Below are 14,997 nucleotides of genomic sequence, written 5' to 3'. Positions count from 1 at the left end.
CCGGAAGGCCCGTCGGGCCGAGACCTTCTCCCCTCCCCCGTCCGGAGCGGAGCTGCCTACCGTCGGAGAAATGACCTCCGACGCTTCCCCGGACGGCCGCGCCTCGGCCGGGCCCGCCCCGGACGGCCCCGCGCCGCGCAGCCTGGCCCTGCTCGCCCTCTGCGGCGGCCTGGTCGGGACTCTCGCCTCCGGGGTCCTGACGTACGACCGGATCCGCACCCTGGAGGATCCGTTCTTCACTCCGGGGTGCAACATCGGCCCGGTGCTCAGCTGCGGGGACGTGATGAGCAGCTGGCAGGGCAATCTGCTGGGCTTCCCGAACATGCTGCTCGGCCTCGCCGGCTTCGCCGCGCTCGCCGGGCTGGGGGCGGCGCTGGCCGCCGGGGCGGTGTTCCCGCGGTGGCTGTGGCGCGTCCTGTGGGGCGGGACCACCGCCGGGTTCCTGTTCACGGTCTGGCTCATCGGCCAGTGCGTGTTCGTCATCGGGGCGCTGTGCCCGTGGTGCATGGCCGTGTGGGCGGTGATGATCCCGCTGTTCTGGTACGTCAGCCGGCACCTGTCCGCACCGGGTTCCTGGCTGCGGAGGATTCCGCACTGGCAGGTCCCGGTCACGCTCTACGCGATCGTGGCCGCATTGATCCTTTCCGAGTTCGGACTCCGGTAATCGGCTGTTCCGGCGGAATACATAGGATGCGGGTAGCCGACGGCCCTTGATCTGGGCGGCCGGGGGGACTCTCATCAAGGGCTCAAGGGTTTTCACACATGACCACCGCTTCCATCACGCCTGCCTCGGCGCGCCCTGACACGGGCGCGCGCCGGCCGGGGTCCGCGGGCAGCGCGGACACCGCCGCGCGCGGGGACCGGCGCGGGGCGCTCGCCGCGCTGACCGCCGCACTCATATCCATGGCCGCGTATGCCGCGGGCCTCGCGGCGCACGGCACCTTTCCGTTCGGCCCGGCGCCGCGCGCCGTCAATGACCTGCGCCATCAATACGTACCGTTCCACACCCATCTGTGGGACCTTCAGCACGGCACCGCGCAGGGCGATCTGCTCTTCAACTGGCAGAGCGGATACGGGGTCGGCTTTCTCGCCGACTTCTTCACCTATCTGACGAATCCTTTCTCCTGGCTCACCGGGCTTTTCTCCCGCGACCACGGCGAACTCTCCGTCTTCCTGGTCAGCCTGCTCACCATGGGCCTGGCAGCCGCCACCATGACCGTCTTCCTCGGCCGGCTGCGCCCCGGCTCGCCCTGGCTGCGGGCCCTGCTCGCCACCGGCTACGCCGTCTGCGGCTGGGGCGTGGTCGAAGGCACCGTGGTCCCCATGTGGACCTGGGGCCTGGTCGCGCTCCCGCTGCTCGGCATCGTCGCCGACTGGGCACTGACCGGCCGCCGCTGGGTGCTCGGCAGCCTCGCCGTCGCCCTGTGCTGGTTCGCCAACTTCTACACCGCCGCCATGGCCACCATCGGGGTCGCCCTGGTCCTGGTCCTGCGCCTGCTGCTCTCCGACACCGACTGGCGCGCCCGCGGCCGGATCCTGGGGCGGGCCGCCGGTATGACCGTCACCGGACTCCTGCTGGCCGCCCCGGTCATCCTGGTGTCCGGGGTGGCCAACGCCCAGTCGCAGCCCACCGACCGGTTCGTGGTCAGTGTGTCGACCGAGCCGCTCACCTACCTGTCCATGGTGCTGCCGGGCACCCTGCCGAAGTACCCCGCCCCCAATGTGTTCGCGGGCGTCCTCGCGCTGCTGCTGGTGCTGGCCCTGCCGTTCCAGTCGAAGGTCCGGGCCCGGGAGCGGGCCGGCTGGCTCGGCCTGCTGCTGCTCACCGCCGTCTCCTTCGTGATCACGCCGACGGCGAAGCTGTGGCAGGGCGGGACCCTGCCGCACGGCGCGCCGTTCCGGGAGTCCTTCGTCCTCAGCGGCCTCCTGGTGATGGCCGCCTGGATCTGCCTCGCCCACATGCCGCGGCCCCGGGCCCTGCTCGGCGGAGCCGGACTGCTCGGCGTACTGGTCCTGCTGACGTACGACCTCCAGCCCGTGAACCGGTACGCGCTCTCCCTCGCCCTGATCGGCGGGGCGGTCGTGACCGTGCTGCTGGTGCTGTACGCGCGCGGACTGCGGCGACCCGCCCGGATCGCCGCAGTCGGGCTGCTCGCCGCCTCGGTGTTCGGCAGCACCGCCTACGCCGTGTACGGCATCGCCGTCCTGCACGACCCGCGGCTGCGCGGGCCGGCCCGCGCCCAGACCATCAGCGACCTCGGCGAGAGCGCACAGCAGGCGCTCGCCCGGCAGAACGACTGGCCGGCCGGCCGCACCGACCCGGGCGCCGGCGTGTTCGTCACCAACAACGACCCGATGCTGATCGGCGGCCAGGGCGGCTCGTACTACAGCAGCTACGTCACCGTGGAATCGGCGACCGGGCTGCGCGGCCTGGGCCTCGGCTACGCCATGGGCGGGCGGCACCTGTGGCCCGCCCGCGACCCGGTCCTCCAGGCCCTGCTCGGCATCTCCGCGGTGCTGGAACCGGCCGGCAAGGACCGGGCCGGAATCCGCACGATGGCCGCCCCGCCGCTGGTCACCGTACGGGCGCCGGGCAGCGACCAGCCGTACGGGGCTCCGGCCGGGTCGGTCTGGGCACGGCAGCAGGCGGCGCTGGGGGCGAAGGTCTACACCGTTCCGGAGCTCACCCACACCGGCGGGCCGGCCGGCGAGCGGACGGCCGACGGCTCCGGCTTCCGGCTCCACCGGGCGCAGGGCGAGGGCGCCGACCAGTGGACCACCTTCGCCGCCCGGTGCACGCCGGGGACGCGGGCCTTCCTGTACGCGCCGGACCTGTACGCGGTCGTGCGCGGCGGGGACGGGCCCAAGCAGGGCTTCCAGGGGAATCCGCCGCTGGTCAGCGCCGCGATGAAGGAACTGGCCCGGGTGCCGGCGGACGGGCGCTTCAGCGTTGCGGTCCGGGCCGGCAAGGACGGGCAGACCCTGCCCGCCCACGCCCTCGGCTGCCTGGACCCGGCGGCGCTGGACGCCCGGGTGGCGCAGCTGAAGGCGGGCGGCGCGGTCTCGGTGAAGGCCGGCGGCCACACGATCGCGGCGGAGCTGCCGCACGGTTCGACCGGTACCGCGGTGATCGCCACCAGCGCCCCGCAGGGCTGGATGTGCTCGGTGGACGGCGGGCCGGCCCGGAAGCCGGTGTCGTACCAGGGCCTGCTCGGCGTCCCGCTCGGCGCGGGCGCGGACCGGGTGTCCTGCACGTACACCCCGCCGGGGCTGAAGGCCGGCCTGGCCGGTACCGCCGTGGGCGCCCTGGCCCTGGCCGCGGTGCTGCTGTACCCGCCGGTCCGGCGGCGTATCACCGCGGCCCGCCGCGGCTGACCCTGCGGGGACCGGAGGCACGAGGAGGGGCCCGGACCGTTCGGTCCGGGCCCCTCGGGCGTTCCCTGCCCGCTACGCGGCCGGCAGCGCCGCCAGCTGCGCCTGGATGCGGGCGATGTCCGCCTCCGCCTTGGCCAGCCGGCCCTTGATCTTGTCCACCACGTTGTCGGGGGCCTTGGCCAGGAAGGCCTCGTTCCCGAGCTTGGCCTCGGCCTGCTGCTTCTCCTTCTCGGCGGCGCCGAGGTCCTTCGTCAGCCGCTTGCGCTCGGCCTCGACGTCGATGGTGCCGGAGAGGTCCAGCGCGACCGTGGCCCCGGCGACCGGGAGGGTCGCGGTGGCGCTGAAGCCCTCGCCCTCCGGCTGGAGGCGCAGCAGCTGGCGGATGGCCGCCTCGTGCGCGGCCAGCCGGGTGCCGGCCAGGTCCAGACGGGCCGGGACCTTCTGGCCGGGCTGCAGGCCCTGGTCGGCGCGGAACCGGCGGACCTCGGTGACGACGGCCTGGAGGTTCTCGATCTCGGCCTCGGCGGCCTCGTCACGGAAACCGCTGTCGGTGGGCCACTCGGCGACCACGATGGACTCGCGGCCGGTGAGCGTGGTCCACAGGGTCTCGGTGACGAACGGGACGACCGGGTGCAGCAGGCGCATCAGGACGTCCAGGACCTCGCCGAGGACCCGGCCGGAGACCTTGGCGCCCTCGCCGCCCGCGAAGAACGTGGTCTTCGACAGCTCGACGTACCAGTCGAAGACCTCGTCCCACGCGAAGTGGTACAGCGCCTCGCTGAGCTTGGCGAACTGGAAGTCCTCGTAGTACGCGTCGACCTGCGCGACCGTCTTGTTGAGACGGGACAGGATCCATCGGTCGGTGGCCGACAGCTTCTCGGCCGGCGGCAGCTCGCCCTCGACCGTCGCACCGTTCATCAGCGCGAAGCGGGTCGCGTTCCAGATCTTGTTGGCGAAGTTCCGGGACGCCTGGACCCAGTCCTCGCCGATCGGGACGTCGGTGCCCGGGTTGGCGCCCTTGGCCAGGGTGAAGCGGACGGCGTCGGAGCCGTACTTGTCCATCCAGTCCAGCGGGTCCACGACATTGCCGAAGGACTTCGACATCTTCTTGCCGCGCTCGTCGCGGACCAGGCCGGTCAGGGCGATGGTCTTGAACGGGGCTTCGCCGTCCATCGCGTACAGGCCGAACATCATCATCCGGGCGACCCAGAAGAAGATGATGTCGTGGCCGGTGAGCAGGACGTCGGTGGAGTAGAACTTCGCCAGGTCCGGGGTCTTCTCCGGCCAGCCGAGGGTGGAGAACGGCCACAGGCCGGAGGAGAACCAGGTGTCCAGGACGTCGGTGTCCTGGTGCCAGCCCTCGCCCGTCGGCGGCTGCTCGTCGGGGCCGACGCAGACGATCTCGCCGTCCGGGCCGTACCAGATCGGGATCCGGTGGCCCCACCACAGCTGGCGCGAGATGCACCAGTCGTTCATGTTGTCGACCCAGTCGAAGTAGCGCTTCGACATGTCCTCGGGGTGGATCGCGACCCGGCCGTCGCGGACCGCGTCACCGGCGGCCTTGGCCAGCGGCTTGACGTTGACCCACCACTGCATGGACAGGCGCGGCTCGACGGTGGTCTTGCAGCGCGAGCAGTGGCCGACGGAGTGCATGTACGGACGCTTCTCGGCGACGATCCGGCCCTGCGAACGCAGCGCGCCAACAACCGCGGAGCGGGCCTCGAAGCGGTCCAGGCCGAGGAACGGGCCGTGGACGGTGATGACGCCGTGCTCGTCCATGATCGTCATGGACGGCAGGCCGTGGCGCTGGCCGATCGCGAAGTCGTTCGGGTCGTGCGCCGGGGTCACCTTGACGGCGCCGGTGCCGAACTCCGGGTCGACGTGGGTGTCGGCGACGACCGGGATGGTGCGGTCGGTCAGCGGCAGCTTGATCTGCTTGCCGATGAGGTGGGCGTACCGCTCGTCGTCCGGGTGGACGGCGACGGCCGTGTCACCGAGCATCGTCTCGGCGCGGGTGGTGGCGACGACCAGGGTGTCCTCGCCCTCGCCGTACGTGATGGAGACGAGCTCGCCGGCGTCCTCCTGGTACTCCACCTCGATGTCGGAGATGGCGGTCAGGCAGCGCGGGCACCAGTTGATGATGCGCTCGGCACGGTAGATCAGCTCGTCGTCGTAGAGCTTCTTGAAGATCGTCTGGACGGCGCGGGACAGGCCCTCGTCCATGGTGAAGCGCTCGCGCGACCAGTCGACGCCGTCGCCGAGGCGGCGCATCTGGCCGAGGATCTTGCCGCCGTACTCTTCCTTCCACTGCCAGACCCGGTCGACGAACTCCTCGCGGCCCAGGTCGTGGCGGGACTTGCCCTCCTCGGCGAGCTGCTGCTCGACCTTGTTCTGGGTGGCGATGCCGGCGTGGTCCATGCCGGGCAGCCACAGGGACTCGTAGCCCTGCATCCGCTTACGGCGGGTCAGGGCGTCCATCAGCGTGTGCTGGAAGGCGTGGCCCAGGTGGAGGGAGCCGGTGACGTTCGGCGGCGGGATGACGATGGTGTACGCGGGCTTCTCGCTCTTGGCGTCGGCCGTGAAGTAACCCCGCTCTACCCAGCGCTCGTAGAGCTTCCCCTCTACCTCGGCCGGCGCGTACTGGGTCGGCAGTTCGGAGTGGGGGCTGCTGGGTGTCTGCGTGTTCTCGGTCACGGGGCACAGGATACGGGCGGCCCCGCCTCCGTTACGAATCCATACCGCAGCGGGCCCCGCAGTTGACCTTCGACGGGCCGGGCCGTCTGATGCGGGTCATGAACGAGATACCCCAGCAGCCCGCCCCGGGCCCCGACACCCCCGTCGCTCCCGTCGCCCCCGCCGTCCCCCCGCAGCCGCCCGTCCCCCAGCGGCGGCGCGGCCTCAAGATCGCGGGAACGGTACTGGCGATGGCCGCGGGCCTGGTGATCGGCAAGCTGGCCATGGGTGCGCTGCTCGGCTCGGACACCCCCGAGGACGCGGGCCGGTACGAGCTGGTGCCCCCGGCCACCTTCCAGGGCCTGACCCTGCAGGAGTCCGGGCCGCGGATCGATGCCATCAAGCAGGGCCAGGGGCCCGCGAAGCCGGGGGTACGGCAGGTGGCCGTGGTCTACGCCGACGCATCGGGCACCGCCCAGCTGGTGGTCAGCGGCGCCGCCGGGTCCTTCGACGACCTGAACCCGGGCGCGGAGCTCACCGCGGGCCTCAAGAGCATGGGCGCCAAGGACGCGGACATCACGGAGCACGAGGCCGGGAAGCCCGCCGGCGGCGCGATGCGGTGCGCCACGGTCACCTTCCAGGGCACTGCGGTGCCGATGTGCATGTGGGCCGACCACAGCGCGCTGGTGACGGTCAGCCTGCCGGTCGAGAACAAGCCGCTGCCGATGGGCGAGTTGGCGGAGCGGGCGCGGGCGCTGCGGGGCGCGATGGAGGTGCCGGCGTCGTAGTTCCGTAACGCCTGGACCCCCGAGGCCACGGCAGTGGTCATCTTCCGACAGGATGTGACCAACATAAGAGGTTCCTAAAGGGGGACAGCGATGAGTTACAACCAGCCGGGCCCGTACGGCCAGCAGCCGCAGCAGCCGAATCCGTACGGCGGGCAGCCGCAGCAGCCCAACCCGTACGGCCAGCCGCCGCAGGGCCAGCCGGGCTACGGCTACCCCCAGCAGGCACCGCAGGGCGTACCCCCGCAGGGCTACCCCCAGCAGCCGGGCGTACCCCCGCAGGGCCAGCCGGGCTACGGCTACCCCCAGCAGCCGGGCATGCCCCCGCAGCCCCCGTACGGCCAGCCGCCGAAGAAGTCGAAGACCGGCATCATCGTGCTGGCCGCGGTGGTCGCGGTCGCGGCAATCGGCGGCGGCGCATGGTTCCTGCTGGGTGACGGCGCGAGCAACGGTGATGTGTCCGCGTCCACCAAGGGCTACAAGATCGTCCCGCCGGAGTCGGTGGCCGAGTTCACGAAGGACAGCAAGAGCAAGAGCGACTCCTTCGACGCAGAGGACAAGAAGGAAGCCGAGGACATCGGCGTCAAGAACGCCGAGCAGGCCGACCAGGAGTACCAGTCGGGCAGCAAGGAGAACCCTCTCCAGGCGAAGATGCTCAAGTTCACCGGCCTCTACGGCGAGATCGACGACCCCGCCAAGACGCTCGACGGCGCCTTCGCGATGATGAAGAAGGAAAGCGAGAAGGACCAGGCCAAGGGCAAGGGCGACACCGAGTTCACGTGGGTCGGCGAAGCCGAGGAGAAGAAGCCGGCCGGCTTCTCGGGCGCGCTGATGAAGTGCCAGGACGCGAAGCTCATCAACAAGAAGCCTTCGGACAACCCCATGGAGCCGAAGGAACTGACGATGACGTTCTGCATCTGGACTGACTACAGCACCATGGGCGTCATGATTCCCATGGATCTGGGCGCCATCATGACCGGAAAGCAGAGCTACACCAAGGACCAGGCGGCCGAACTGACCGCGAAGCTCTACAACACCGCGCGCGTGAAGAAGTAGTCCCCAACGCGAAGGGGCGCCCCGGGAATCCGGGGCGCCCCTTCGTGTCGTTCGGGTGCGGCTAGGCCGACTTCTCGTGCGGGCCCTGGTCCTTCGGGACGATACGGGGCACCAGGGTCGGGTTGACGTTGGAGCGGACCACCTCCGCCGTGATGACCACGCGGGCCACGTCCTTGCGGGACGGGACCTCGTACATCACCGACATCAGCACCTCCTCCATGATGGCGCGCAGACCACGCGCACCCGTCTGCCGGAGGATCGCCTGGTCGGCGATGGCTTCCAGCGCCTCGCGCTCGAAGTCCAGCTCCACGCCGTCGAGTTCGAACAGCCGCTGGTACTGCTTCACCAGCGCGTTGCGCGGCTCCACCAGGATCTGCAGCAGCGCCTCGCGGTCCAGGTTGTGGACCGAGGTGATGACCGGGAGACGGCCGATGAACTCGGGGATCATCCCGAACTTCACCAGGTCCTCCGGCATGACCTCCTGGAACTGGTCGCTGGCCTCGATCTCCCGCTTGGAGCGGATCGTCGCGCCGAAGCCGATGCCCTTGGCACCCGCCCGGGACTCGATGATCTTCTCCAGGCCGGCGAAGGCACCGCCCACGATGAACAGCACGTTCGTCGTGTCGATCTGGATGAACTCCTGGTGGGGGTGCTTGCGACCGCCCTGCGGCGGGACCGAGGCCGTGGTGCCCTCGAGGATCTTGAGGAGGGCCTGCTGGACGCCCTCGCCGCTCACATCACGCGTGATCGACGGGTTCTCGCTCTTGCGCGCGACCTTGTCGATCTCGTCGATGTAGATGATCCCGGTCTCGGCCTTCTTGACGTCGTAGTCCGCCGCCTGGATCAGCTTGAGCAGGATGTTCTCGACGTCCTCGCCCACATACCCGGCCTCCGTCAGCGCCGTCGCGTCCGCGATGGCGAACGGAACGTTCAGCATCCGGGCCAGGGTCTGGGCCAGCAGGGTCTTGCCGGAGCCGGTCGGGCCCAGCAGCAGGATGTTGGACTTGGCGAGCTCGATCGCGTCGTCCCGGCCCTGCGCGCCGCCGTTCTCGCCCGCCTGGACCCGCTTGTAGTGGTTGTACACCGCCACCGAGAGCGCCTTCTTCGCCGGCTCCTGGCCGACGACATAGCTCTCCAGGAACTCGTAGATCTCGCGCGGCTTCGGGAGCTCCTCCCACCGCACTTCCGAGGTCTCGGCGAGTTCTTCCTCGATGATCTCGTTGCAGAGGTCGATGCACTCGTCGCAGATGTACACACCGGGCCCTGCGATGAGCTTCTTCACCTGCTTCTGGCTCTTTCCGCAGAACGAGCACTTGAGCAGGTCGCCGCCGTCACCGATGCGTGCCACGAGGTGCTTCCCCTTCGCCTGGGAGACGCTTGGTTCAGCGCTCCTGGTGCCTCATATCCGACGGTACCTTGCCGGGGCCCCGGTGCGGGGCCCCGTGCAAGTATCAGGCCGCGTTGCTCTTGCGGGTGGAGATGATCTGGTCGATCAGGCCGTACGCAAGCGCGTCCTCGGCCGTGAGGATCTTGTCGCGCTCGATGTCCTCGCGGATCTTCTCGATCGGCGTGGTGGAGTGCTTGGCCAGCATGGTCTCCAGCTGGTCACGCATCCGCAGGATCTCATTGGCCGCGATCTCGAGGTCCGAGAGCTGCTCACGGCCGGTACCGCCGGACGGCTGGTGGATCAGCACGCGGGCGTTCGGCAGGGCCATGCGCTTGCCGGGGGTGCCGGCGGCGAGCAGGACCGCGGCGGCGGAGGCCGCCTGGCCCATGCAGACCGTCTGGATGTCCGGCTTCACGAACTGCATGGTGTCGTAGATGGCGGTCAGCGCAGTGAAGGAGCCACCGGGGCTGTTGATGTAGATCGAGATGTCGCGGTCCGGGTCCATCGACTCCAGGCACAGCAGCTGCGCCATGACGTCGTTGGCGGAGGCGTCGTCGATCTGCACGCCGAGGAAGATCACGCGCTCCTCGAAGAGCTTCGCGTACGGGTCGTACTCGCGCACACCCTGCGAGGTGCGCTCGACGAAGCGCGGGATGACGTAGCGGTTGTCCACCTGCGCGCCGGTGTAGAGGCCGCTCGCGGAGAGGTTGTTCTGCATCTGGGTGTTCACCATCCTGGTGCGTTCTGCGGGCTGGGCTGTCCGTGTACGGGAGGACCGGGGATCAGGCCCCGGTGCCGCCGCCGCCCGGAACGTTGGACGCGGCCGAGATGATCTCGTCGATGAGGCCGTACTCCTTGGCCTCCAGGGCGGTGAACCAGCGGTCGCGGTCGCCGTCGCGGATGATCGCCTCGACGGTCTGGCCCGAGTGGAACGCGGTGATCTCGGCCATCCGCTGCTTGGTGCGCAGCAGGTACTGGGCCTGGATCTTGATGTCCGACGCGGTGCCGCCGATGCCGGCGGAGCCCTGGTGCATCAGGATGTCGGTGTTCGGCAGGGCGAAGCGCTTGCCCTTGGCGCCGCCGGTGAGCAGGAACTGGCCCATCGAGGCCGCCATGCCCATGCCGATGGTGACGACGTCGTTCGGGATGTACTGCATGGTGTCGTAGACCGCCATGCCGGCCGTCACCGAGCCACCGGGGCTGTTGATGTACAGGTAGATGTCCTTCTCCGGCTCGGCCGCCAGGAGGAGGAGCTGCGCCGTGATCTTGTTGGCGATCTCGTCGTCGACCTGCTGGCCGAGGAAGATGATGCGCTCGCCGAGGAGCCGGTTGTAGACATGGTCGCCGAGGCCACCACCGATGGACGGCTCACCCGCGGCGTAAGGCTTCAGATTCGTCACGTATCCACCTGCTCGTCTCCGACGGCCCACGTGCCGTCTCAGCGTCTCGTTCGGAGGGCAGTGCCCTCATAGTCATGGACCCTAACGCGCAGGTCGGACAACGCCATCCCGCTTCCCGAACTGTTCGCTCGGAGCGCAAGGTACGAAGGGCCCCGCGGAGGGATGCGGAAGGGCCCGGACGCGCACGCGTCCGGGCCCTTCCACCGCAGCTCGAAGAGCCGTGGGGGACTTACTTGGCCTCGGCCTCGGCGTCGCCGTCGACCGCCTCGGCGGCGACCTCGGCGGCCTGCTCGACCTCGTCCTCGTCGTCGGAGAGGTCGACGACCTCACCGTTGGTGTCGACGACCTTGGAGCTCTCGACGACCAGCGCAAGCGCCTTGCCGCGGGCGACCTCGCCGACCAGCATCGGGACCTGGCCGCCCTCGACGACCGCCTGGGCGAACTGGTCGGGGGACATGCCGGAGGAGGCCGCACGACGCATGAGGTGCTCGGTGAGCTCCTCCTGGTTGACGTTCAGCTTCTCCTTGTTGACCAGGGCGTCCAGCAGGAACTGGGTCTTGATGCCCTTGACCGCCTGCTCCTTGGTCTCGGCCTCGAACTCCTCGACCGTCTTGCCCTGGAACTCCAGGTACTTCTCGAGGGTCAGACCCATCTGACCGAGCTGGTGGTGCTCCAGGTTGTGCTTGCGGGTGTTGACCTCGTCCTCGAGCAGCTTCTCGGGGACCGGGATCTCCGCGAGCTCGATGAGCTTCTCCAGCACGCGCTCCTGGGCCTGGGTGGCCTGGTCGTACTGCTTCATGTTCTCGAGGCGCTTGCGACTGTCCGCCTTCAGCTCCTCCAGGGTGTCGAACTCGCTCGCCATCTGCGCGAACTCGTCGTCCAGCTCCGGGAGCTCCTTGGCGGCGACCTTGGTGACCTTGACGGTGACCTCGGCGTCCTTGCCCTCGGCGGAGCCGCCCTTCAGCTGCGAGGTGAAGGTGGCCTCGCCGCCGGCCTCGAGGCCGGTGACGGCCTCGTCGATGCCGTCGAGGAGCTCGCCCGAGCCGATGGTGTAGGAGACGTCGGAGGCGACGCCGTCGGGCAGCACCTCGCCGTCGACCTTGGCCTCGAGGTCGATGGTGACGACGTCACCCTCGGCCGCGGCGCGCTCGACCGTGTTGGTGGAGGCGAAGCGGTTGCGCAGCTGCTCGACCGACTTCTCGATGTCCTCGTCGGAGACCTCGACCGCGTCGACCTCGACCTCGATGCCGGAGTAGTCCGGGATCTCGATCTCGGGGCGGACGTCGACCTCGGCGGTGAAGGAGAGCAGCTCGCCGTCCTTCAGCTCGGTGATGTCGACCTCCGGCTGGCCCAGCGGGTTCAGCTCGGCCTCGTTGATCGCCTCGGTGTAGAACTTCGGGAGGGCGTCGTTGACGGCCTCCTCCAGCACCGCACCGCGACCGAAGCGCTGGTCGATGACCCGGGCCGGGATCTTGCCCTTGCGGAAGCCCTTGACCGTGACCTGCTGGTTGATCTTCTTGTACGCCGCGTCGAGGCTGTCCTTGAGCTCCTCGAAGGGCACCTCGACAGTGAGCCGAACCCGAGTCGGGTTCAGGGTCTCCACGGCGCTCTTCACGGTTCGGTCTCCTTGTGGCTGACTTCTGGGGGTTCTGCCGACGCTGATCTGCAGCGGTTCGGCGGATCGGGCCCGGCACATCAGACACACGGGCACGCAGCTTGCATAGTAACCGCAAGCGGGAAGCAGCCCACAACGCGATCATCGCGGGTGGCGGTGCTGGTGGTCGGGGTGGCCGGATTCGAACCGACGACCTTCCGCTCCCAAAGCGGACGCGCTACCAAGCTGCGCCACACCCCGTCGGTGCGACACGTAGGGTACATGCCCACGGACGATCCGATGCGCAGGGTTTTTGGAGCAGGGGTTCCGCGCCACCTCGGTAATGGGGTGTGCGATCGGCGGACGGGACCCGCTAGGATGCTCTTCGTGCCGCGGTTCTTCCGACCTGTGGCGCATGCTGTGCGGGCGTAGCTCAATGGTAGAGCACTAGTCTTCCAAACTAGCTACGCGGGTTCGATTCCCGTCGCCCGCTCTGAATGGCTCAGGGCCAGGTCAGAGGATGTTTCCTCCGCCTGGCCCTGTTGCGTTCCCGGGCGCCCCGAGATCTGTCGGATCAGAGCTTGATGCCGGCGATGGTGTCGGCGAGGGAGTTCAGGAAGCGGTTGACGTCCGGGGCGATCGAGCTGGAGGCCAGGAAGAAGCCGAAGAGGACCGCGACGATGGCCGGGCCTGGCTTGATGTGGTTGCTGCGGATCAGCACCACCATGATGACCGCCAACAGAACCACCACTGACAGCGAAATGGCCACTACTGATCACACCTTCGGTCGTCCCCTGGTCGGCCCGGGGGCACGGCCACGCACCCCCACATGGACCATCGTGCCACCAACGGGCCCCCGCTACCCGCCTCCTGGGCGCCATTTCCGCCAACTCGGTTGGGTTCAGAGCCCCAAGAGGCCACGGACGTGCGCGTATTTCGCGGTCAGCCGGGAGCGGGTGGGCTCGTCGAGTACGGCGAGCCGGGCCGGGTCCGCGTTGTGCGCGAGATCGGCCTCCTTGACCAGGAGCGCGCCGGGGGTGGCGAGGATACGGGCGGTGTAGTCCTCCGGGGATTCGCCCGCGCGTTTGGTGACCGCGAGGACCATCTCCTTGACGGAGTCCGGGAGATCGGCCGATTCCAGCCAGGCGGGCGACAGGGCCTCGTCCTCGATGGCGTCGTGCAGCCAGGCCGCGGCCTGCTGTTCAGGGCTGCCGCCGCGGATGCGGACGCCCTCGGCTACCGCCGCGAGGTGTTCGGCGTACGGCCGGCCGGCCTTGTCGGTCTGGCCTTCGTGCGCCGCGCGGGCCAGGGCCTCGATCTGGAGGAGGGTGAGGGGGGGCATACGAGTCCCTTCGCCGCGGTACGGAGGGCCTCGGCGGCCCGGCGCACATCGTCCTCGGTGGTACGCCAGTTGGAGAACGCCGCACGCAGGGCCGGGGTTCCCCCGAGGACGGTCGGGGTGACGAACACCTCGGCGGCGGCGGCGTTCCGCAGGGCGGCCAGGCGTTCGGGGGTGGGGTCTTCGGCGAGGGTGAAGCAGACCACGTTGAGCCGGACCGGGGCGAGCAGCCGGAAGGCGGGGTCGGCGGCGAGGCGGTCGCCGAGGGCGCGGGCGCAGGCGATGTCCCGTTCGACGATCTCCCGGTGGCCCTGCCGGCCGTAGGCCCGGAGGGTGAACCAGGCGGCGAGGGCGCGGAGCCGGTGGGAGTTCTCGGGGGTGAGGTGGACCAGGTCGGGGTGTTCGCCGAGCGGGCCGAGGTAGGCGGCGGAGTTCCGGAAGACCCGGGCCTGGAGGTCCTGGCGGCGGGTGAACTGGACGGCGCTGTCGTAGGGGACGTTGAGCCATTTGTGCAGGTCCACGCAGACCGAGTCGGCGAGTGAGAGGCCGCGGGTGAGGTGGGCGCGGTCCGGGGAGAGCGCGGCGAAGGCACCGAAGGCGGCGTCGGTGTGCAGCCAGAAGTCGTGGCGTTCCCTGAGGGCGGCGAGGGCGGTGAGGTCGTCGAAGTCGACGGTGTTGACGGTGCCGGCGTTGGCCACGACCACGCAGGGGCCGGGGGTGTCGGAGAGGGCCCGGGCGAGGGCCGCCGGGTCGACGGCTTCGCGGCCGGGCAGGGTGGGGACGTGGACGAGCGCGTTCCGGCCGAGGCCGAGGACGGCGAGGGCCTTGGCGATGGAGGAGTGCGGGGCTCCGGAGAGGACGCGGACCGGCCCGAGGGCGCCGGCGCCGTCCTCGGCCGGGGAGACGCCGAGCCGCTCCCCCAGCCATTCGCGGGCGATGGCGAGGCCGACGGTGTTGGAGAGGGTGGCGCCGCTGACAAAGGTGCCGGTGTGCTCGGGCCCCAGGCCGAAGAGCTCGCGGAGCCAGTGGACCGTCTGGCGTTCCAGCGCCTGGCCGGCGCCGTCGAGGCCGGAGTTGGAGTTCTGGTCGTGGGCGGCGGTCAGCCAGTCGCCGGCGAGGGCGGCGGGGGTGGCGCCGCCGGTGACGAAGCCGAGGTAGCGGGGGCCGGCGGAGGCGGAGAATCGGGGCGCCCACTCTTCGGCGAACGCGGCCAGGGTCCGGTCGAGGCCTTCACCGCGGTCGGGCAGCGGCGGCAGCCCGACCGCCGGGTCGGTGGCGGGCACGACGGGCCGGTCGTCGAGGGCGGCGAGGGCTTCGGTGGCCTGGCGGGCGGTCAGGCCGAGCAGCTCGGGCAGGCGGTTCAGGTCGGCGGCGAGGAAGGCGTCCAT

Annotated in this window: 12 protein-coding genes and 2 tRNA genes; 5 read left to right on the top strand and 9 right to left on the bottom strand. The window is 70.0% G+C overall.

Annotated features, from left to right (window positions below):
- The first annotated feature begins 70 nt into the window (after nt 1–70).
- Together DEJ50_RS22435 and DEJ50_RS22430 are read left to right on the top strand one after the other, a co-directional pair.
- Nucleotides 71–664 carry a vitamin K epoxide reductase family protein gene (locus tag DEJ50_RS22435; RefSeq protein WP_150209761.1) on the top strand — a complete coding sequence of 198 codons (594 nt, stop codon included), beginning with the start codon at nt 71–73 and terminating at the stop codon, nt 662–664.
- Nucleotides 665–762: 98 nt separating this feature from the next.
- Complete coding sequence (locus DEJ50_RS22430) at nt 763–3,375, top strand: YfhO family protein (RefSeq protein ID WP_150209760.1); 2,613 nt, start codon at nt 763–765, stop codon at nt 3,373–3,375.
- Between the two features lie 72 nt (nt 3,376–3,447).
- Here the strand turns inward: DEJ50_RS22430 and DEJ50_RS22425 are convergent, their stop codons facing one another.
- Complete coding sequence (locus DEJ50_RS22425; protein ID WP_150209758.1) at nt 3,448–6,069, bottom strand: valine--tRNA ligase; 2,622 nt, start codon at nt 6,067–6,069, stop codon at nt 3,448–3,450.
- A 98-nt stretch (nt 6,070–6,167) separates the two neighbouring features.
- On the opposite strand from DEJ50_RS22425, the gene DEJ50_RS22420 reads away from it, so the two are divergent.
- Together DEJ50_RS22420 and DEJ50_RS22415 are read left to right on the top strand one after the other, a co-directional pair.
- The gene (locus tag DEJ50_RS22420; protein ID WP_150209756.1) at nt 6,168–6,836 is read left to right on the top strand and encodes a hypothetical protein; all 669 of its coding nucleotides are present in this window, start codon (nt 6,168–6,170) and stop codon (nt 6,834–6,836) included.
- A gap of 90 nt (nt 6,837–6,926) precedes the next feature.
- On the top strand, nt 6,927–7,889 hold the full coding sequence (locus DEJ50_RS22415) for a hypothetical protein (RefSeq protein ID WP_150209754.1): 963 nt from the start codon (nt 6,927–6,929) through the stop codon (nt 7,887–7,889).
- A gap of 61 nt (nt 7,890–7,950) precedes the next feature.
- On the opposite strand, the gene clpX is transcribed toward DEJ50_RS22415, so the two are convergent.
- The 5 genes from clpX to DEJ50_RS22390 form a co-directional block, all read right to left on the bottom strand.
- Nucleotides 7,951–9,237, bottom strand: coding sequence for an ATP-dependent Clp protease ATP-binding subunit ClpX (clpX, locus tag DEJ50_RS22410; protein ID WP_150209752.1), 1,287 nt, complete (start codon nt 9,235–9,237; stop codon nt 7,951–7,953).
- Between the two features lie 103 nt (nt 9,238–9,340).
- The gene (locus DEJ50_RS22405; protein WP_150209750.1) at nt 9,341–10,009 is read right to left on the bottom strand and encodes an ATP-dependent Clp protease proteolytic subunit; all 669 of its coding nucleotides are present in this window, start codon (nt 10,007–10,009) and stop codon (nt 9,341–9,343) included.
- Nucleotides 10,010–10,058: 49 nt separating this feature from the next.
- Nucleotides 10,059–10,676: an ATP-dependent Clp protease proteolytic subunit gene (locus tag DEJ50_RS22400; protein WP_150209749.1), complete on the bottom strand. Its 618-nt coding sequence runs from the start codon at nt 10,674–10,676 to the stop codon at nt 10,059–10,061.
- 229 nt (nt 10,677–10,905) lie between these two features.
- Nucleotides 10,906–12,291: a trigger factor gene (gene tig / locus DEJ50_RS22395; protein ID WP_150209747.1), complete on the bottom strand. Its 1,386-nt coding sequence runs from the start codon at nt 12,289–12,291 to the stop codon at nt 10,906–10,908.
- Between the two features lie 163 nt (nt 12,292–12,454).
- Nucleotides 12,455–12,531: transfer RNA gene (locus DEJ50_RS22390), tRNA-Pro, on the bottom strand.
- Nucleotides 12,532–12,692: 161 nt separating this feature from the next.
- Here DEJ50_RS22390 and DEJ50_RS22385 point away from each other — a divergent pair.
- Nucleotides 12,693–12,763, top strand: a tRNA-Gly gene (locus DEJ50_RS22385).
- Between the two features lie 81 nt (nt 12,764–12,844).
- Here the strand turns inward: DEJ50_RS22385 and DEJ50_RS22380 are convergent.
- The 3 genes from DEJ50_RS22380 to DEJ50_RS22370 all read right to left on the bottom strand — a co-directional run bounded on the left by DEJ50_RS22380 (nt 12,845) and on the right by DEJ50_RS22370 (nt 14,997).
- The gene (locus DEJ50_RS22380) at nt 12,845–13,039 is read right to left on the bottom strand and encodes a hypothetical protein (protein ID WP_150209745.1); all 195 of its coding nucleotides are present in this window, start codon (nt 13,037–13,039) and stop codon (nt 12,845–12,847) included.
- A 132-nt stretch (nt 13,040–13,171) separates the two neighbouring features.
- A complete protein-coding gene (locus DEJ50_RS22375; protein ID WP_150209744.1) occupies nt 13,172–13,612 on the bottom strand; it encodes an HD domain-containing protein in 441 nt (146 codons plus the stop codon).
- Complete coding sequence (locus DEJ50_RS22370) at nt 13,507–14,997, bottom strand: pyridoxal phosphate-dependent decarboxylase family protein (protein ID WP_150209742.1); 1,491 nt, start codon at nt 14,995–14,997, stop codon at nt 13,507–13,509. Before DEJ50_RS22370 ends, DEJ50_RS22375 begins: the two co-directional genes overlap by 106 nt.

Source organism: Streptomyces venezuelae, assembly GCF_008642295.1.
Classification (GTDB): domain Bacteria; phylum Actinomycetota; class Actinomycetes; order Streptomycetales; family Streptomycetaceae; genus Streptomyces; species Streptomyces venezuelae_C.
This window is presented reverse-complemented; position numbering and strand designations above follow the sequence as displayed.

Excerpts from the sequence above, each read along its gene's own strand:
- DEJ50_RS22435 (WP_150209761.1), top strand. The coding sequence starts at position 71 with ATGACCTCCGACGCTTCCCCGGACGGCCGCGCCTCGGCCGGGCCCGCC.
- DEJ50_RS22430 (WP_150209760.1), top strand. The coding sequence starts at position 763 with ATGACCACCGCTTCCATCACGCCTGCCTCGGCGCGCCCTGACACGGGC.
- DEJ50_RS22420 (WP_150209756.1), top strand. The coding sequence starts at position 6,168 with ATGAACGAGATACCCCAGCAGCCCGCCCCGGGCCCCGACACCCCCGTC.
- DEJ50_RS22415 (WP_150209754.1), top strand. The coding sequence starts at position 6,927 with ATGAGTTACAACCAGCCGGGCCCGTACGGCCAGCAGCCGCAGCAGCCG.
- DEJ50_RS22405 (WP_150209750.1), bottom strand. The coding sequence starts at position 10,009 with ATGGTGAACACCCAGATGCAGAACAACCTCTCCGCGAGCGGCCTCTAC.
- DEJ50_RS22375 (WP_150209744.1), bottom strand. The coding sequence starts at position 13,612 with ATGCCCCCCCTCACCCTCCTCCAGATCGAGGCCCTGGCCCGCGCGGCG.
- DEJ50_RS22370 (WP_150209742.1), bottom strand. The coding sequence starts at position 14,997 with ATGGACGCCTTCCTCGCCGCCGACCTGAACCGCCTGCCCGAGCTGCTC.